At 35.4% G+C, this 17,817-nt stretch carries 18 protein-coding genes and 1 pseudogene; 12 read left to right on the forward strand and 7 right to left on the reverse strand.

All coding sequences use genetic code 11. From position 1 onward, the window contains the following. Positions 1-4 precede the first annotated feature (4 nt). Positions 5-916: an ABC transporter ATP-binding protein gene (locus tag OL225_RS02425; RefSeq protein WP_264517151.1), complete on the reverse strand. Its 912-nt coding sequence runs from the start codon at positions 914-916 to the stop codon at positions 5-7. Positions 917-1,024: 108 nt separating this feature from the next. Further along, positions 1,025-1,375 carry a T9SS type A sorting domain-containing protein gene (locus tag OL225_RS02430; protein ID WP_047378731.1) on the reverse strand — a complete coding sequence of 117 codons (351 nt, stop codon included), beginning with the start codon at positions 1,373-1,375 and terminating at the stop codon, positions 1,025-1,027. Positions 1,376-1,493: 118 nt separating this feature from the next. Here OL225_RS02430 and hemB point away from each other — a divergent pair, with 118 nt between their 5' ends. Together hemB and OL225_RS02440 are read left to right on the forward strand one after the other, a co-directional pair. Next, on the forward strand, positions 1,494-2,483 hold the full coding sequence (hemB, locus tag OL225_RS02435) for a porphobilinogen synthase (RefSeq protein WP_047378730.1): 990 nt from the start codon (positions 1,494-1,496) through the stop codon (positions 2,481-2,483). A 144-nt stretch (positions 2,484-2,627) separates the two neighbouring features. After that, positions 2,628-2,774: a bacteriocin-like protein gene (locus OL225_RS02440; RefSeq protein WP_156118482.1), complete on the forward strand. Its 147-nt coding sequence runs from the start codon at positions 2,628-2,630 to the stop codon at positions 2,772-2,774. Positions 2,775-2,852: 78 nt separating this feature from the next. Here the strand turns inward: OL225_RS02440 and OL225_RS02445 are convergent, their stop codons facing one another. Continuing rightward, complete coding sequence (locus OL225_RS02445; RefSeq protein ID WP_213280396.1) at positions 2,853-3,146, reverse strand: TM2 domain-containing protein; 294 nt, start codon at positions 3,144-3,146, stop codon at positions 2,853-2,855. A gap of 153 nt (positions 3,147-3,299) precedes the next feature. On the opposite strand from OL225_RS02445, the pseudogene lptB reads away from it, so the two are divergent. From lptB to OL225_RS02460, 3 genes and pseudogenes are all read left to right on the forward strand, one after another. Then, a pseudogene (lptB, locus tag OL225_RS02450) lies at positions 3,300-4,025 on the forward strand (LPS export ABC transporter ATP-binding protein); the annotation flags it as partial. Positions 4,026-4,361: 336 nt separating this feature from the next. Then, a complete protein-coding gene (locus tag OL225_RS02455) occupies positions 4,362-4,613 on the forward strand; it encodes a hypothetical protein (RefSeq protein ID WP_264517152.1) in 252 nt (83 codons plus the stop codon). A gap of 164 nt (positions 4,614-4,777) precedes the next feature. Then, positions 4,778-6,505, forward strand: a complete 1,728-nt coding sequence (locus OL225_RS02460; RefSeq protein ID WP_264518681.1) for an ABC transporter ATP-binding protein — start codon at positions 4,778-4,780, stop codon at positions 6,503-6,505. 49 nt (positions 6,506-6,554) lie between these two features. Here OL225_RS02460 and OL225_RS02465 read toward each other — a convergent pair whose 3' ends face one another. Both OL225_RS02465 and OL225_RS02470 read right to left on the reverse strand, forming a co-directional pair. Beyond that, complete coding sequence (locus OL225_RS02465) at positions 6,555-7,019, reverse strand: carboxymuconolactone decarboxylase family protein (protein WP_047378728.1); 465 nt, start codon at positions 7,017-7,019, stop codon at positions 6,555-6,557. Positions 7,020-7,188: 169 nt separating this feature from the next. Beyond that, positions 7,189-7,761: a Crp/Fnr family transcriptional regulator gene (locus OL225_RS02470; protein WP_264517153.1), complete on the reverse strand. Its 573-nt coding sequence runs from the start codon at positions 7,759-7,761 to the stop codon at positions 7,189-7,191. A gap of 95 nt (positions 7,762-7,856) precedes the next feature. Here OL225_RS02470 and OL225_RS02475 point away from each other — a divergent pair, with 95 nt between their 5' ends. Beyond that, positions 7,857-8,810 carry a helix-turn-helix transcriptional regulator gene (locus OL225_RS02475; RefSeq protein WP_264517154.1) on the forward strand — a complete coding sequence of 318 codons (954 nt, stop codon included), beginning with the start codon at positions 7,857-7,859 and terminating at the stop codon, positions 8,808-8,810. Between the two features lie 228 nt (positions 8,811-9,038). Here the strand turns inward: OL225_RS02475 and OL225_RS02480 are convergent, their stop codons facing one another. Further along, on the reverse strand, positions 9,039-9,530 hold the full coding sequence (locus OL225_RS02480; protein WP_264517155.1) for a DinB family protein: 492 nt from the start codon (positions 9,528-9,530) through the stop codon (positions 9,039-9,041). Positions 9,531-9,693: 163 nt separating this feature from the next. Here OL225_RS02480 and OL225_RS02485 point away from each other — a divergent pair, with 163 nt between their 5' ends. The 6 genes from OL225_RS02485 to OL225_RS02510 all read left to right on the forward strand — a co-directional run bounded on the left by OL225_RS02485 (position 9,694) and on the right by OL225_RS02510 (position 16,941). Next, a complete protein-coding gene (locus tag OL225_RS02485; RefSeq protein WP_264517156.1) occupies positions 9,694-10,278 on the forward strand; it encodes a hypothetical protein in 585 nt (194 codons plus the stop codon). A 332-nt stretch (positions 10,279-10,610) separates the two neighbouring features. Beyond that, positions 10,611-13,031 carry a TonB-dependent receptor plug domain-containing protein gene (locus OL225_RS02490; RefSeq protein ID WP_047378723.1) on the forward strand — a complete coding sequence of 807 codons (2,421 nt, stop codon included), beginning with the start codon at positions 10,611-10,613 and terminating at the stop codon, positions 13,029-13,031. A gap of 192 nt (positions 13,032-13,223) precedes the next feature. Further along, the gene (locus tag OL225_RS02495; protein WP_264517157.1) at positions 13,224-13,793 is read left to right on the forward strand and encodes a cob(I)yrinic acid a,c-diamide adenosyltransferase; all 570 of its coding nucleotides are present in this window, start codon (positions 13,224-13,226) and stop codon (positions 13,791-13,793) included. Then, on the forward strand, positions 13,783-14,430 hold the full coding sequence (locus OL225_RS02500) for a thiamine diphosphokinase (RefSeq protein ID WP_264517158.1): 648 nt from the start codon (positions 13,783-13,785) through the stop codon (positions 14,428-14,430). Before OL225_RS02495 ends, OL225_RS02500 begins: the two co-directional genes overlap by 11 nt. A 118-nt stretch (positions 14,431-14,548) precedes the next feature. Next, positions 14,549-15,424: a tyrosine-protein phosphatase gene (locus OL225_RS02505; protein ID WP_264517159.1), complete on the forward strand. Its 876-nt coding sequence runs from the start codon at positions 14,549-14,551 to the stop codon at positions 15,422-15,424. Between the two features lie 122 nt (positions 15,425-15,546). Then, positions 15,547-16,941: a decarboxylase gene (locus OL225_RS02510; RefSeq protein WP_047378719.1), complete on the forward strand. Its 1,395-nt coding sequence runs from the start codon at positions 15,547-15,549 to the stop codon at positions 16,939-16,941. Between the two features lie 110 nt (positions 16,942-17,051). Here the strand turns inward: OL225_RS02510 and OL225_RS02515 are convergent, their stop codons facing one another. After that, positions 17,052-17,711 carry an HAD family hydrolase gene (locus OL225_RS02515; RefSeq protein ID WP_264517160.1) on the reverse strand — a complete coding sequence of 220 codons (660 nt, stop codon included), beginning with the start codon at positions 17,709-17,711 and terminating at the stop codon, positions 17,052-17,054. Positions 17,712-17,817 lie beyond the last annotated feature (106 nt).

Below are 17,817 nucleotides of genomic sequence, written 5' to 3' on the forward strand. Positions count from 1 at the left end.
AAATTTAAGGATGGTTACTTACAGCATTAATAAATACTTCATTCATGCTAGGAATTCTTTCATCGAATGATCTCACTTTACCCACTTGTACAAGATCTAGAAGAACATTATTCTGACTCTCTTCATTTTTCAGGTCAAAAGAAACAAGATTATTTTCATTCGATAAATTGAAGATGTCATACTTATTCTTGAAATAATCAAACTGATCGCTGCTGACATCAGAAAGTGTAACTCCAAAAATATTTTTCTTAAATTTTTCCCTTACATCAAAAACCCTTCCGTCAATGATTTTTTTAGAATTGTTGATCAAAGCAACATAATCACACATTTCTTCCACACTTTCCATTCTGTGGGTAGAAAGGATGATGGTTGTTCCGTTATTTTTAAGATCAATGATCTGATCTTTGATTAAGTTGGCATTTACAGGGTCAAAACCCGAAAAAGGTTCATCAAGAATCAAAAGATGAGGTCTGTGAAGAACCGTTACTACAAACTGGATCTTTTGTGCCATCCCTTTAGATAGTTCAGAGAGTTTTTTCTTCCACCATTGGTCGATATTCAGTTTTTCAAACCATTTTTTGGCTTCATTCAGGGCATCGCTTTTACTCATTCCCTTTAGTTCCCCGAAATATAAAATCTGATCGCCAACACTCATGTTTTTGTACAATCCTCTTTCTTCGGGCATGTAGCCAATGTCTTTAATATGATCCGGGTTCAGTTTTTGTCCGTTGATAAAGATATCTCCGGAATCTGCCTGAGTAATTTGATTAATGATGCGGATAAAAGAAGTTTTTCCGGCTCCGTTGGGTCCTAAAAGGCCGTAAATACTACCTTTGGGAACATGGATGCTGAAATCATCCAGGGCGACCTTTTTTCCGGCATTGTAGGTCTTTTTAATATGTTCGGCTTTTAGCATTAAAATTATTCTTTTTACAATTAGTATAAAAAGATCCCGAAAGTTACGGAAATATTAAAACAGAATTAATGTAAAAGAAAAAATCCTGATGATTATCAGGATTGTAATTTATTGTTTCACGATTTGAGTAACTTTCTGCGTGTTGTCACTTAAAATATAACGGATCATATACTTTCCGGGTTTCAATTTTTCAATATTAATCTCACCGGAATTCATATTTACTGTATAATTAGCGACCTGCATACCCAAAATAGAATAAAAAGTCACACTTTTGATTCTTAAAGAAGAATCTTTTGCCTTAATGATAAGGAAATCCTTTGCAGGATTTGGATAAGCAAGCAATACCCCATCATCTGCTTTCTGAGTGATGGAACTCGGCTCTCTAAGCTGAGCTTTTAAATTGTTGGAAAATCCAACAAAAGTGCCTACAAATAGAAATAAAAGTAAAAGTTTTTTCATCAAATTTATAATTTCTCGAATATATATAACAAATGTAATACATTCTACAATTTCATACAATAGTTTTTTGTAGAACTTATATTAAATTTGTAGAAACTTATTCAAAAAGTATTCCAAAATGATACATTCAAGAAATAGAAGACTTAGAGTTAATGAATCTATCAGAAGTTTGGTAAGAGAAAATGTGCTTACAACTGATGATTTTGTAATGCCGATCTTCGTAATGGAGGGCGAAAACAAGCAGGAGGCAATCCCATCTATGCCGGGAATTTTTAGGCGGAGTATAGATTTAACCGTGAAGGAATGTAAGGAATTATTTTCTTTGGGAGTAAAAGCTGTCAATTTGTACATGAAAGTGTCAGAAGATCTGAAAGACAATACAGGAAAAGAAGCCTGGAATAAAGACGGACTGATGCAGCGTACAATCAAAGCAATTAAAGATGCCGTTCCGGGAATGATTGTTATGCCTGATGTAGCTTTAGATCCTTATTCAATTTACGGACATGACGGGATCATTGAGAACGGAAAAGTGATAAATGATGCTACCAACGATGCTCTGGCAAGAATGTCAGTATCTCATGCTGAAGCAGGAGCAGATCTTGTGGCACCAAGTGATATGATGGACGGAAGGGTACAAGTCATTCGTGAAGCGTTGGAAGAAAGCGGTTTTACAGACGTAGGAATTGTAAGTTATGCTGCTAAATATGCGAGTTCTTTCTACGGACCTTTCAGAAGTGCTTTAGACAGCGCTCCGAAAGATAATATGGAAATTCCGAAAGATAAAAAAACATATCAGATGGACTTCCACAACACCCGTGAAGCATTGAATGAAGTATTTAAAGATATTGACGAAGGGGCCGATGTTATCATGATCAAACCGGGACTTCCTTATCTGGATATCGTTTCTAAAGTACGTGAAGCCATTGACCTTCCGATTGCAGTATACAACGTAAGTGGAGAATATGCTATGGTAAAAGCGGCGGCTCAGAACGGTTGGCTGGATAATGACAAAACGATAATTGAAAGCCTTACTTGCTTCAAAAGAGCGGGAGCAGACATGATCTTTACTTATTTTGCAAAAGAAGCTGCTATCCTTTTAAATAAATAAAGGTAAACAATCTTGATCCGGACACCAACGTTAATGTTATGTTAATGGTCTGAATGGATGACTTCCGAGTAAATAAAAAAGTTACTTTTGAGTAAAGCTAATTTCGAGAAACGAAAATAATTAAAACATCAAAAGAATTTATTTATGAGAAATCTTAAAAAGATTGAAAGAAATCAATTGAAGGAAATCAAAGGAGGAGAAGTGATTATTGATGATCCGAATTGCGGAACATGGTGCAAAGGAATCTGGCATCCATGTACAATTAATCATTTAGCTTGTCCACCGGACTAATCATTTCAGTATAAAATAAACAGGCTGTTCTCACCGAACAGCCTGTTTTATTTTCAAACGGACAGGTGGTTTATTATTTTATAACCAACCTTTTTTACCGTAAACGTAAGTATCATCAAACTGCTTATCACTCATGAAAAGATATAAAATACCTTCAATAAAAGGGATAACAGAAGCTGCTCCTAAAGTAACAACATTCAGAACCAGCTGGATGATTCCCTCTTTCGTATATCCCAGATAAAATTTATTTAACGCGAGCCAGCCTACAAGAATTCCCAATAAAGCTGCAGGAATTTTCTTTTCCGAACGGTAAGGAACGTTGCTTTGCTGGTTTTCTGCATTTTCTGTTTTTGTGTAACCGTAATTTTCCATTTCTTAATGATTGTAATTGATTGAGATGTTTTACGATAAGTAGTTTAAAATGATAAAAAGTTACAATGATTTGGAAGTGAATAAGTTTACAATTAAATCAACAAGTTGATATTAACATATAAGTGAAGTTTATATTTTTGATATATTTGCCCTATGATTTTACGAGGAGAAAACTTAATCAAGGAATACGGTCCTAAAAAAGTTGTAAAAGGCGTTTCTGTACAGGTTCAACAGGGAGAAATTGTTGGTTTGCTGGGTCCGAACGGAGCAGGAAAAACCACATCGTTTTATATGATCGTAGGGTTGGTTAAGCCCACTTCAGGAAAAATTTTCCTGGATAAACAGGAGATTACTACTGATGCAATGTACCGAAGAGCCCAAAAAGGAATCGGATACCTGGCTCAGGAAGCTTCCGTTTTCAGAAAACTTTCCGTGGAAGAAAACATTATGGGAGTATTGCAGCTGACCAAGCTTTCAAAGCGTGAGCAGCAGATCAAATGTGATGAACTGATTGAAGAATTTTCTTTACAGCACGTCCGTAAAAACAGAGGAGATCTTCTTTCCGGAGGAGAGAGACGTAGAACCGAAATTGCACGCTGCCTTGCTACAAGCCCGAATTTTATTCTTTTGGATGAACCTTTCGCAGGGGTTGACCCAATTGCTGTAGAAGATATTCAGAAAATTGTACGAAGCCTTGTTGATAAAAATATCGGAATTCTGATTACCGACCACAACGTACAACAGACGTTGGCGATTACCAACAAAACTTATATTATGTTTGAAGGAAAGATCCTGAAAGAAGGACTTCCGGAAGACCTTGCGAATGATCCGCAGGTAAGAGAAGCCTATCTTGGTGAAAACTTTGTCTATCAGAGCATTTTAGACAAACCTAAAAAGAAAAAATACGCTTACAATATCTGGGCGGGTAATTTTGATTCAAAAGCGCAGCTTCAAGGTTTTGCAGATGAAAACTTCAAGCAGTTTGATGATCTGAGACTGATGTATGGTTTTGAAGATATCAGCTTTGCTTCATTAGCAAACTCTGAAATTGAACATATCTTTAATGATGTGGTAGATAAAAATGCAAACAACTCATTTGTTTTCCAGAAAAAGGAAATCAATTCACAATACTCTATGGAGCAGGCAGAAGCAGAGTCTAAAGAAGCCAGCAGAAAAGAACTGCATTACCTTACGACTTATCTGTTTGAAGGATAAATGGATGATCCCTATAAATATGAAGATTTTCAAGTAGGAACCAAAATTTTTTTGGATGATGAATACGGTATTATAGTGAATTTAAAGTTTCATAAAAGTTCAACAGTAGTCCGTTGGGATACATCGGTTGAAAATGATTTTGAAGATTGGTCAGGAATGTGGGGCTCTTTTGTACAAATGGGCGGAAAGATAATTGATCCAAACTATCAATTCAAATACATCAATGACGATGGTACATTGAAAGATTCTTAAATATATCTTAGATGACCAGTTTAATAATAATTCGTACCTTTTTCTTTTGAAAGCGGTACGTTTTTCATTTAAAAATGATTTCTATGGCCAAACCTTTTAACAGAACAGTCACCTTGTTCGGAATTTATAAACAGCTTGTCCCCTTTATCAGACCTTACCGGCTAATGATTTACGGAACATTGTTTCTTACTTTTCTGGGAGCCCTCGCAGCACAGGTAAACCCGATTGTTTTAAAATACACCGTAGATGAGGTTACCAAGCTTACCCATCTTCCGCATCCAATGTCAGAAGGAATACATATTCTCATCATTATTTCCATTATTTTACTTGGAAAAGAACTTCTGAATATCTTTATCAACTTTGGACAGAAATTTTATGGAGAAAAAATCAGGATTAATGTAAGTTCTGTATTGGCACAATCCGCGATTGATAAAATTCTGACCTATAGAGTTGCTTATTTTAATGATGAAAACCATGAATCCGGGAAATTACAGATCAGAATAGACCGTGGGATAGAAAGCTTAACCAGACTGGTGCAGAATTTTTTTATTGATATTCTGCCGCTTTTTTCCAACGCTATTATTGCATTGATCATTATGTATATGCAGAATGTGTATGTAGGGCTTGTTTCAACAATCATTGTTCCGATTTATTTTTACATCAGTTCTCTGCAGGCCAAAAAACTCGGGGGAGTGCGCCGTCAGCTTAGAAATCAGAGAGAAAAAAAGACCTCCGGACTTTTGAATCTGATCAATTCCATTATGGTGATTAAAAGTTTTGTCCGCGAAAAATTTGAAGGAAAAAAACAGTACGATCTTCAGATGGAACTGATGGAAAGCCAGATGATCACAAGAAGAACCAACTTTATTTATGATGGTTTAAAAACGTTTATTGAACAGTTCGGAGTTGTTCTGATCATTCTTTTAACCGTTTATCTCGTTCTTGACCAGCAAATGACCATCGGTGCAATTATGCTTCATATTATGCTTTTCAACAATGTCTCTGCACCTATCCGCCAACTACACAGAATCTATGATGATATGAACGATGCCATGATCTATGCTGAAGGCTATTTTGATATTCTGAATGCAGATAACGAAACCGAGTCGAACGGAAGTTTTGTGGAAAAGGAAATCAAAGGAAATTTTGAATTGAAAAATGTTGATTTTACTTATCCCAACGGTACAAAGGCTTTACATGATGTTTCCATGAAAATTGAAAACGGAAAAACTACGGCTTTGGTAGGGCTGAGCGGTGCAGGAAAGTCAACGGTTATTAATCTCTTGTGTAAATTTTATTTTCCGGATTCCGGAGAGATTCTTCTGGATGGAGTAAATCTTAATGAATTTGACAATACTTTTCTGAGAAGTGATCTTGGACTGGTGCTTCAGAGAAACCATATCTTTCAGGGAAGTATTGAAGATAATATCCGCTATGGAGATATGAATGCAAGTTTTGAAAAAATTCAGGAAGCCGCCAAAAAAGCTTATCTGCATGAACAGATTATAGATCTTCCGGATCAATATCAGCATGATGCCACTCAGCTCTCCGGAGGACAGCAGCAGAGAATTGCCATTGCCAGACTGTTTCTGAAAAACCCTCCGATCATCTTTTTGGATGAACCTACAGCCAGTCTTGATGCCATTGCCACAGAACAGATCAAGAATTCTCTGGATGCCATAAAAGAAGGAAGGACGGTTGTCATCATTTCCCATTCCCTGTCGCAGATTCTGGATTCTGATATCATCTATGTGATGAAAAAAGGAAGAGTAGTAGAAAATGGAACTCATGATGAACTTTATAATAAAGAGGGCACTTACCGGGAGATCTTTGACGCATCAGCCCGCAGTCTGAATCTCGATAAACTAGTGAATACTTTTAAAGAAAATTAAATAAAAAAACTCAGCGGACGGCTGAGTTTTTTATCTTCATAATAATTGTTTAATGCGCTTTTTCAGGAACCTGATAAGTACCTACATCTGCTCCGAAAGCAATATTAATTCTGTTGTAGCTGTTGATAGCAATAACAGCCATTGTTAAATCTACTATTTCAGTTTCAGAAAAGTAATGACTTACCTTAGCATAAATTTCATCATTCACTTCTTTACCATTTAAGGCTGTTAAAGTTTCAGCCCATAGTAGCCCTGCCTTTTCTTTATCCGTATAAAACGAACATTCTCTCCAGGCGCTTACCAGAAATATTCTCTGTTCAGTTTCACCTTTTGCTCTTAATTCTTTGGAATGCATATCCAGGCAGAAAGCACATCCGTTCATTTGTGAAACCCTGAAATACATCAGTTCAAGAAATGAATTGTCCAGTGATGAATTCTGTACCTGAAATCCCATGTTGTGAAGTGAATTTACGGCCTTGTTTCCGATTGCAAATGCATTGATTCTTTGTGACATAATATTTGTTTTTTTGATTAATTATGTGACAAATGTATAGCTGTATTTTTCTGATTTTTTTTACAAATGATAAATTTTATAAGGAAAGATTTTTGAAGCTGGAGGCTGGAAGTTACTATTAGGCAGATGATATCTATTCGGTCTTCAATAACTTCCCTCATCCATTCCCTTAAAGCTTCTGTGCTCTGATTCTGCTTAAAGAAACCTGAGTGATCCCGATATAGTCTGCCAGATCTCCAAGGCTGATGCGCTGGGTAAGATCAGGCCTTTGTTTCATGAAATTATGATAACGCTTTTTACCATCGTCTTCCAGCATTTCACTGATCCTTCCCATCATATTCACCGGAGCTTTTGAATAAAGCTTGCTGAAAAGTGTTTCTGCAGTGTGATATTTTTTGCATAACCCTTCAACTACATCTCTGTGTACACGGAGAACTTCAGTAGGTTCCAGGGCAACGATCATATATTTTGAGGGCTGTCCGGTAAGAAAACCACTCAGTTCAGTGAAAAAAGCATTTTCAGCAAAAAATGTCATGATAAAATCCTTGTCACCATTGTCAAAAAAAAGTTTGACAAGTCCTTTTTCGATAAAATAAAAATACCTGCAGGTTTCATCAGCCTTTAACAGAAAATCTCCTTTTCTGTAAGTTTTGGATTCCAGATGAGAAACAAGTTCATCCATGACTGCTTGCTCTGGTTTTAAAACTTTTTCAATAGACTGTACAAAATGAGTATGACGCATAAAGAAGAAACTGTTTTGTGAAAAATAAAATTAATAAAAAAAGCAGTCCCATTGATAAGACATACCTCGAAAAAGAATTTTAGCTTTGCTACATCATGAACGATCACTATCTTAAAAAACTCGATCGGGTAACCGCTATTCTTACCCAATTACAGTCTAAACCTGTTGTCCGGGCACAGGATCTGGCTGAAAAGTTCGATGTAAGTATCAGAACCATTTATCGTGATGTAAAAACCTTGGAAAATGCCGGTATTCCTATTGTAGGTGAAGCAGGTAATGGCTATTCTTTAATGGACGGGTACAAGCTTCCTCCCATTATGTTTACCAAAGAAGAGGTCTTAAGTTTCATTACCGCTGAAAAGCTGATGCAGAAATTTTCTCATCAAAGTTTAGGAAACCATTATCAGGCAGCCATGGAAAAAGTGCGCTCAGTATTGCGGAATTCTGATAAAAATCTGATCCAGAATATTGAAAAACAGATTGATGTTTTTAGTTTTCATACCGATTCCGGAGATTCTCTCAAAAATGTAATTCCTATTATTTTAGAAAGCATTGCAGACAAAACCCAATTGAACATAAGATATCAGACGGTAGATGGAAGGGTAGACAACAGAACTATTGAAACTGTCGGGATGTTCTTTGAGTTTAATTTTTGGTACATCATGGCATTCTGTACGTTGAGAAAAGATTTCAGGCAATTTCGGATAGACCGAATTTTAGAGATCTCAAAAACCCAGAATCCCTTTTTACAGGAGTACGGACAGGTGAATGATTACCGTAAAAAATCAAACGGAAATAAAGTCACAGCCAAACTTTTGGTAGACAAAAAAATAATGTCTCATCTGGTGAATTCCAAAAAATATTACGGACTGATAGAAGAAGTAGAAACTGAACAAGGAGTAGAACTTACTTTTGAAACAGAATGGATCAGTGATGGATTTCCCCGCTGGCTTATTACTTTCGCAGATTATGCTACTGTTCTGGAGCCGGAAAGTCTCCGCGCCAGGCTAAACGAACTGCTTGTAAAAATGACAGAAAGACATCAATAAGAAACCTCAACAAGACAGCTGTTGAGGTTAAAGACTTAATTGAGGCGAATAAATGAAATGGTTAATAAGCCAGAGGCAAGATCGCAAAAAAGCTAAATTTGTTTTGTCGCAAAAAATGATATAAGTTGTTTAGATTGAATTGAGAAAATCACTATTAATAAATGACATTGCAGATGTAATTTTTTCTCAGGGTTTTCTCCTTTTTGCAATCTTACCTCTTCGCTTTTATTAAAATCTTTCCCAGAAGAAAGGAGGTTCAATTCCCAAAGCTCTCAGATAAACATATCCTTGCCCACGGTGGTGAACCTCGTTATCTACAAAATAAAGGATGTTCTGATATACCGGAAATTCATATTCTCCAAACAAATTGAAAGTTTCCTGGAAACGTTCCTCAGAAATCAGATTAAAATAGTGATTAATCACTTCTGTTTCTTCATCCCACTTTTTTAAAAGCTCTTCTTTTGTTTTTGGATTAAAAGCTTCTTCATTGTAAGCTTCGATAGTTCCTTCAACAATTCCCTTTAAAGCAGGACCGCCAATGCCAATCAGCTCAACTGCCAGTTTTGCAAACGGTCTCATCCCGCCAATTGAAAATTCAAACAAATCTTTTTCAGGAAAAGATTCAATTACTCTTCTTGTCAGACTTCTGTGTCCCTGCCAGTCGTTTAATAACTGCTCAGAAGTCATGAATTGTTTAGTGGCTGTTGCTGTAGTTGTCATAATGTTTTGTTTTTGTTTGTTGTTGATACAAAGGTAAGACAGGGTTATGACAACAGTTTGTCAGCAGGATTTTTGATATTGAAAAAATATTTTTTTCTTTGCTAAAATATCCTGACCTGTTTTTGCGTTAGAAGGATGGATATTAATAACAAAAATCGCTATTATGAAGAAGTATATTTTGCCTGTTGTCACCACTTTTTTATTAGTATCATGCAATAAGATTGAAGAAAAAATTGATCAGACTGTTCAAAAAACAACCGAAACTGTGCAGCAGAAAGCACAGCAGGCTGTAGAAGAAACAGTGAAGAAAACGGTCAATGAATCTGTGAATTCTTTAATTAATTCCGAAGACGTTAAGTTTAATACTGTTTTTCCCGGTGAAGGTGCTGACATTGTATCTGAAGAAAAAGGGAAAAAAATTAAAATCCCGGGAAGATCAGAAGGTTACATTTTTAAATACAAAGCAGACATTGCAGTATTACTCCCATTTTTAGAGGGACAGCCTACTTCTAATGAAAGTAAATCAGAAAAGAAAGCCCGCAAAATTGATGGGCAAAACATCATTGATAAAATAAGTCTTTTATCAAAATTTCTTCCTGATAATACCTTTGATGCCAGTATTCTGGAAGATATAAAATCCGATAAAAACATTCAATATTATAAATTGAAAAGGTTTCCCAACAGTAGTACAATTATCTACAACCCAAAAAATCAGACCATCATACAATACGTAGAGGTAAATAAATAATTTGGATATGGCCGTTTCAACGGCCATTTTTTGTATACAGCCATTGCGAGCTATAGGTGAAGCAATCTCAAGCTACGAAAACTACTTTTCAGAAAGAATGAAATCATATTTATTTCCTAATGTAAGTTAATCACTTTTCCAGACATAATTAGGAAATTATTACTACGTTTCTTTTAATATTATTAATAAATTACTTGATGTTTGTGAATTTGCTTCTATTTTGTAAATAAATACTATTTGTGGATTTATGGAATATTATTCATACCATATGGTTTATTTTTATGTTTAATATTAATATTTTCATTAGATTTATTGAATAATTATCAAATCACATGAAAGAGAAATCATTTAATAAAAAAATCTGTGTATTAGTATTAAGCGGAGCTGGTGCAATGGGATATGCTCAGGACAGCATAAAACAAAATAAAATAGATGAAGTTGTGGTTACAACGGGTAGAACTAAGCCCAGAACCATTATTACCTCAGCAATTCCTATTGATAATATTTCTGCTGTACAATTAAAATCCACAGGGCAAACTACTTTTGATAAAGCCTTAACCTACGCTGTTCCATCTTTTAATTCGTCACAGCAAACCGTTTCTGATGCAACGGCTCATTTTGATCCGGCAGATTTAAGAGGATTAGGGCCATCCAGAACATTAGTGTTAGTCAATAATAAAAGAAAAAATCAAAGCGCTCTCATTTATGTCAATGATACACCGGGAAAAGGTGAGGTAGGTACGGATCTGAAAAGTATTCCATCTGCTGCCTTACAGAATGTAGAGGTATTGAGAGATGGTGCATCTGCACAGTATGGTTCTGATGCTATTGCAGGAGTGATCAATATTATTCTTAAGAACAGCGTTGGAAAAAGTACAGTCAATCTTTTTTCAGGTATTACTTCAAAAGGAGATGGTTTTAATATCGGAGCAGATTTTAATACAGGAATCAAGGTTGCAAAAAATGGAAGTCTGAACCTTACCTTAGGATTTTCATCCCAAAATAGAACAAACCGTGCAGGTTCTGTTACAAAAGATGAACTTTTTGGTGTGGATAATGCCTGGACACAAGCTAATCCTGGTTTAGGAATGATTATAGGGCAGCCGGACACAAAAGTTGCTAATATGTTTGTCAATTTTGAGTTGCCAACAAGTGAAACAGGTAAATTTTATGCTTTTGGTGGTACAACTTACAGGAATGGGACCAGTTATGGTTTGTATAGAACACCTTATTGGGTAACTTCCGATTTTGGTTTATTAACTCCAAAAGGACAACCTTACAATGGATTTCAGCCTGAATTTAAAACGGATGTTTATGATTATAATTTAACCTCAGGCTGGAAAGGTATGTTTGGAAAATGGAGCTTTGATGGGAGTGCAACTTTTGGTTCTAATGCAGTAGACTATGTTGTGGGAAATACCATTAATGTTTCTTTGGGTGCAAATTCACCAACCAGTTTTAAAGCAGGTGGACACCAGTTCAGTAATATTATAGGAAACATAGATGTCAGCCGGGATTTTGGTGCGCTTGTTTTAGGAGCTGGAGCAGAAGTGCGCAATGAAAATTATCAAGCAAGGGCAGGGGAAGAGGCATCTTATATAGGAAGTGGTGCTGAATCATTTCCAGGACTGCAGTCTCAAAATGAAGTTAATAAAAATCGTCAGAATATTGGAGCTTATATGAATGCTGAATGGGATATTACGAAAAACCTGTTGATTGGAGGAACTGTGAGATATGAAAACTTTAGTGATTTTGGAAATAATGTTTCCTGGAAAGGAAATGCGAGGTATAAATTGTTGGATGATAAATTAGTTTTCCGCGGGTCTGTTTCTACAGGATTCCGAGCACCCTCATTACACCAGATTTATTATTCCAATGTTCAAACCAAAATTACAGGGAATACTGTAGCTAATCAGGGTACTTTTAATAATGACTCTCAAATTGTAAGATCGGATCTTGGTGTACCCAAATTAAATGCTGAAAAAGCCTTTAACATTACTGGAGGATTTGCTGTAAAACCTTTTAAAAACCTTACGATTACAGCAGATTATTACAGAATAAAAATTAAAGACAGGGTACTTTTCTCGGGAGATATTGGTTACAAAACAGGTGCTCCTGGGAGTCCGGATCTAACAAACCCTGTGGAAGTAATATTAGACAATAATAAAATAACTTCCCTGAAGTTTTTCACCAATGCTGTAAATACAGTTACCCAGGGGGTAGATTTCGTTGCAAATTATTATACTTCCGCCATTGGTAAAGGAAGATTGGGAGTTATTGCAGCTTTCAATTATAACGAAACTAAAATAGTAGATAATATTGCCGTTCCGAATATTTTGGCTGAAAATGGGTACTCAGAAAACTTTTTTGATAGAAAAGAACAATCAAGAATTACCTCTGCAAGACCCAAAACAAAAACTATACTTAGTCTTTCGTATGACATTTCAAAGTTTAATTTTAACCTTAATAATACTTACTTTGGGTCTGTTACCTGGCAGCATGCAACTGATCCTGCTAAAGATCAGACATTTTCTGGAAAGGTCATTACAGACATAGTTTTAACCTATAAAATCACCAAAGATCTTAAAGTTTCCGGAGTTGTAAATAATCTATTTAATATTTATCCGGATGTCATAGACAGCAAAGGAGATATAGTAACAGATCTTGGAGGAAGATTTAAGTATCCTTGGGAGGTGAATCAGTTCGGATTTAACGGAACAACTTTTCAGCTCAATGTTAATTATACTTTTTAATCTCTAAATAAGAGAATTAACATTTGCTTTGTCATACTTAAAAAGGACAGGTAATTTCAAAAGATATAAAACCCACCTACAAATATTAGCTGACATTAGAATTAATGTCAGCTAATTATTTTTTCAGGCAGAATAGGCAGTTATTGGTACTTTTTACATTGTACTTTATACAAAAAAAGGTATTTTAGTACTATGAAAATTTATACGAAAACAGGAGATAAAGGTCAGACGGCATTATATGGCGGAACAAGAGTTTCTAAAGCCAGTGCCAGAGTAGACAGTTATGGAAATATAGATGAGCTGAATTCATTCATCGGGATTGCCAAAAGTCATATCGCAGATGAAGAAGTTTTAAAACAACTTAAGAAAATACAGTTTGATTTGTTTACTGTAGGTTCCGAGGCTGCTACGCCAACAGATAAACTGATGCTGGCAAACGGAAAATCACGCCTTCCGATTATTATTTCAGAAACAGAAATCGAAGAGCTGGAACAGTGGATGGATGCTTTTGAAGACAAACTGGAGCCACTTCAGTATTTTATTCTTCCCGGAGGTGGAAAATCTGCCACTTTTTTACATGCTGCAAGAACCATCTGCAGAAGAGCAGAACGCTCATTGGTATTTTTGAATGAATCCGAAGAAGTGCGTCCTGAATTGATTAAATATTTAAACAGACTTTCAGATTATCTTTTTGTGTTGGCAAGATATATTTCAAAACTGAACAACGAACCGGAAGAATACTGGAACCCGAATGAGAGATAAAGCATTACTTTTCATCAACGGAGATGCTCCAAAATCGCTACCCAATCCGGAAAACTATAGTTTGATTGCCTGTACAGACGGTGCTTTTCATTATTTAAAAAGAATGAATTTTCCTCTGGGTAAGCTGGATTTTATATCCGGGGATTTTGATTCACATTCCGGATCAGATGAAGATATGTATCAGGGAAAATTTATCCTTACATTGGATCAGGAGAAAACAGATTTTCATAAAGCTTTGGAAATCATTTTGGAAAAAGGCTTTTTGGAGATTGATGTTTTCGGAGGAAGTGGAGGTGAACAGGATCACTTTCTGGGAAATCTTACCGTTGCCTATGCATTCAAAGACCGGATGAACATTAAATTTTATGACGAATTTTCAGAATATTATTTTATTCCCAATTATTTTAAATTAGAAGGAGTGAAAAATAGAATGATTTCTCTCTATCCATTTCCATCAGTGAATAATATTACAACAAAAGGACTCAACTGGCCTTTGACAAATGAAATCCTAAGTATTACCTCGAGAATAGGAACCCGGAATTTTGCCGTTGAAGATGAAGTTTCCATAGAATATGAATCGGGTGATGTCTTGTTATTTGTAGGAATCAATGAAATAGAATATCCTGCAATCTATTAAAGTTTTTTATCGAGCAGTTACCCAATCAATAGAAACGGGCTTTAGCCAAAACTTAGAAAGTTGGCAAATGAAAAGATTTTACAGGCTTGTTACTAATTCTCACATAAAATAAAAATTATTGAATAAACTAATCAAAATATCAGTTTTCACCATTTCATTATGCAGTGTTTTCTCATGCAAAACACAGCATTTTGAAACCCCTGAATATGGAAAAAGTGAGACTGAAAAAGTGATTCATATCAAGAAAGTAACCAATTTCCGGACGGTAGGAAATATTAAAAATACAGAAGGAAGAACACTGAAGGAAGGAAAACTTTACCGAAGTGCCCATCTTAATAAACTTAAAAGGAAATCTTTTGACGATCTTGAAAAATTGGGAATCAAAGAAATTATTGATCTTAGAAATTCAAAGGAAATTGCTCAGAAACCTGATCAGCTTCCTTCACGTACAGTTTACAAAAAATATTCAGCGTTTGAAGATGAGGGAGATCAGCTGGCCCAGGCAAAAAAACTGGTTCTGAAAGGTAAAGTGAATGCTTCTGATGCAGACAAGAGAATGATAGATTTCTATCGGGAATACGTTACGGAAAACCCGGAAATCATAAAGAAAATCATCACTGAGATACTGGAATCTGAAGATCCTGTTTTGTACCACTGTACTGCAGGAAAAGATAGAACAGGAATTACCACAGCGCTCATCTTAACTATACTGAAGTTTGATAAAGAGACTATTTATAATGAATATCTTCTATCCAACAACTATAGAAAAGATATGGTTCAGAAAAGACTTCGCCTTGCCAATAGCTTACATTTTATCTATCCAAAGATGGATTTACAGGTGCTGGAAAAACTGAGCTGGGTAGAAAAAAGATACCTTGATGCCGCTTTTGGTGAGATTGATAAAAAATATGGTTCCACAGATGCCTATATTCAGCAGGTATTAGGAATTTCAGATATCAAAAGAACAGAGTATATTCAAAAGTTTACCTATTGATTATCAGAGATAAATTTTTGCAAGATACAATATTGGGTCTTTATTTAAAATTATAATAATTTTAACACCCGAAAATCAAACTTTTTTAGCAATTTTGCATTTCTTAATTCACTTGTTTAGAAATGAAAATAAAGTACTCGGAACTTATTGATCAGACATTATATTTTCCTACGGAGGAATTTAATGTATCTGAGAACAATTTGTTGTTTCACGACGTTCCATTGATGGATGTAGTTGAACAATTTGGCACTCCGCTAAAGATTAGCTATCTGCCGAGAATTTCTCAAAATATTCAGAAGGCCAAAAGCTGGTTTAAAGAAGCTTTTGAAAAAACCGGATATAAAAAGAATTATACCTACTGCTATTGCACAAAATCCAGTCATTTCAATTTCGTATTGGAGGAAGCTCTGAAGAATGATATTTCGATAGAAACCTCTTCTGCTTATGACATGGATATTGTAAAATCCCTTTACGAAAAAGGGAAAGTAGATAAAAACATTGAAGTAATCTGTAATGGTTTTAAAACAGATGATTATCTGACAAATATTTCAGATATGATCAACAATGGTTTTGAAAATATTACCCCGATTCTTGATAATTACAGAGAATTAGATAAACTTACGGAAAGTATTGATTCTACCTTCAATATCGGGATCAGAATTGCATCAGAGGAAGAACCGAAATTCGAATTCTATACCTCAAGATTAGGAATCGGATACAAAGATATTATTCCTTATTACAGCCAGAAGATTGCCGAACACCCGAATGCAAGATTGAAAATGCTTCACTTCTTCATCAATACCGGGATCAAAGATACTTCTTACTACTGGAACGAATTGTATAAATGTCTTCGTGTATACGCACGTTTGAAAAAAATTGCTCCGGAAGTAAATTCATTGAATATCGGAGGTGGTTTTCCAATCAAAACTTCTTTGAATTTTGATTACGACTATCAGTATATGGTAGAAGAGATCGTTTCTCAGATCAAAAAATTCTGTGAAGAAGAAGGTGTAGAAGAACCTAATATCTATACAGAATTCGGAAGCTTTACTGTAGGAGAAAGCGGAGCGAATCTTTATAAAATCATTTCTCAGAAACGTCAGAATGACAGGGAGAAATGGAATATGATTGACTCTTCTTTCATGACCACTCTTCCTGATACATGGGCGATTTCAAGACACTTTATCATGCTTCCGCTTAACCGTTGGGAAGATTCTTATGAAAGGGTATTCTTAGGAGGACTGACGTGTGATTCAGATGATTATTATAACTCCGAACAGCATACCAACGCAATTTATTTACCGGTTTTCAGTGATACTAAGCCATTGTATATTGGATTCTTCCATACTGGAGCTTATCAGGAAACAATTGGAGGATATGGTGGAGTACATCATTGTCTGATGCCTCAGCCGAGACACGTCCTGATTCAAAAGGATGAAAATGGGGAATTACAATATGAAATTTTCCGTGAGAAGCAGGAACCGGAAGATATCCTGAAAATTCTTGGGTATAAATAATTTATGATCAATAGGAATGGGCTTTAGCCCATTTACAATCAATAGAAAAGTCAATTGGCTTTAGCCAAAACTTATAAAACAAAAGCTCTCAGATTCTGAGAGCTTTTTATTTAAAAATATTTTGAGATCTTATCCAGTTCTAATTCTTCATAATCAGTAACTACAGTATCTGCCAGCGTATAATCCTGATTTTTTGAATGAGGACTTCTGTAAGCTGCACAGAAAATTTTGGCTCTGTGTGCAGCAAGAATTCCATTGGTAGAATCTTCAATCACCATACAGTTTTCAACAGGTTCTTCTGCCATTTCTGCAGCCAGTAAAAAAACTTCAGGATGAGGTTTTGATTCTTTTAAATCGGCACCGCTGATCTTTCCGCTGAAATATTTTTCCAACCCGAATTTTTCAAAAACCATATTGATTGTTACCATGGTGGCTGAAGAAGCCAGAATAAGCTTTATTCCATTTTCATGATAATGTTCGATCAGTTTTCTTACCCCTGGGATTAAATCAAATTCATCATCATTATAAAAATAATCTTTGAAATGAGACCTTTTGATTCCCGCAATGGATTCATAAGTCTGATTTAAATTAAATTCATTGATCAAAGTTTCAGAAACTCTTTTGGTGGAAGCCCCGGTAAAAGAGGTATACAGTTCTTCGGAAACAGCAATTTCCAATTCATCAAACGTTTTGAAATAAGCTTTTCTATGCAATGGCTCTGTATCTACAATCACTCCATCCATATCGAAAAGAACAGCTTTTAAAGGCATATAATGAGTTTTGTACAAAAATAACTATTTGAGCTGAGAATGGAAAATGAATAAAGGTAATAGATGATAGGTAGTAGGTAGCAGGTTTGTAACTCACAAACTCTCC

Source organism: Chryseobacterium viscerum, from assembly GCF_025949665.1.
Classification (GTDB): domain Bacteria; phylum Bacteroidota; class Bacteroidia; order Flavobacteriales; family Weeksellaceae; genus Chryseobacterium; species Chryseobacterium viscerum_A.

Bases quoted from the DNA above. Each gene is read 5' to 3' on its own strand.
- OL225_RS02425 (WP_264517151.1), bottom strand. From the start codon at position 916: ATGCTAAAAGCCGAACATATTAAAAAGACCTACAATGCCGGAAAAAAG.
- OL225_RS02430 (WP_047378731.1), bottom strand. From the start codon at position 1,375: ATGAAAAAACTTTTACTTTTATTTCTATTTGTAGGCACTTTTGTTGGA.
- hemB (WP_047378730.1), top strand. From the start codon at position 1,494: ATGATACATTCAAGAAATAGAAGACTTAGAGTTAATGAATCTATCAGA.
- OL225_RS02440 (WP_156118482.1), top strand. From the start codon at position 2,628: ATGAGAAATCTTAAAAAGATTGAAAGAAATCAATTGAAGGAAATCAAA.
- OL225_RS02445 (WP_213280396.1), bottom strand. From the start codon at position 3,146: ATGGAAAATTACGGTTACACAAAAACAGAAAATGCAGAAAACCAGCAA.
- OL225_RS02455 (WP_264517152.1), top strand. From the start codon at position 4,362: ATGGATGATCCCTATAAATATGAAGATTTTCAAGTAGGAACCAAAATT.
- OL225_RS02460 (WP_264518681.1), top strand. From the start codon at position 4,778: ATGATTTACGGAACATTGTTTCTTACTTTTCTGGGAGCCCTCGCAGCA.
- OL225_RS02465 (WP_047378728.1), bottom strand. From the start codon at position 7,019: ATGTCACAAAGAATCAATGCATTTGCAATCGGAAACAAGGCCGTAAAT.
- OL225_RS02470 (WP_264517153.1), bottom strand. From the start codon at position 7,761: ATGCGTCATACTCATTTTGTACAGTCTATTGAAAAAGTTTTAAAACCA.
- OL225_RS02475 (WP_264517154.1), top strand. From the start codon at position 7,857: ATGAACGATCACTATCTTAAAAAACTCGATCGGGTAACCGCTATTCTT.
- OL225_RS02480 (WP_264517155.1), bottom strand. From the start codon at position 9,530: ATGACAACTACAGCAACAGCCACTAAACAATTCATGACTTCTGAGCAG.
- OL225_RS02485 (WP_264517156.1), top strand. From the start codon at position 9,694: ATGAAGAAGTATATTTTGCCTGTTGTCACCACTTTTTTATTAGTATCA.
- OL225_RS02490 (WP_047378723.1), top strand. From the start codon at position 10,611: ATGAAAGAGAAATCATTTAATAAAAAAATCTGTGTATTAGTATTAAGC.
- OL225_RS02495 (WP_264517157.1), top strand. From the start codon at position 13,224: ATGAAAATTTATACGAAAACAGGAGATAAAGGTCAGACGGCATTATAT.
- OL225_RS02500 (WP_264517158.1), top strand. From the start codon at position 13,783: ATGAGAGATAAAGCATTACTTTTCATCAACGGAGATGCTCCAAAATCG.
- OL225_RS02510 (WP_047378719.1), top strand. From the start codon at position 15,547: ATGAAAATAAAGTACTCGGAACTTATTGATCAGACATTATATTTTCCT.
- OL225_RS02515 (WP_264517160.1), bottom strand. From the start codon at position 17,711: ATGCCTTTAAAAGCTGTTCTTTTCGATATGGATGGAGTGATTGTAGAT.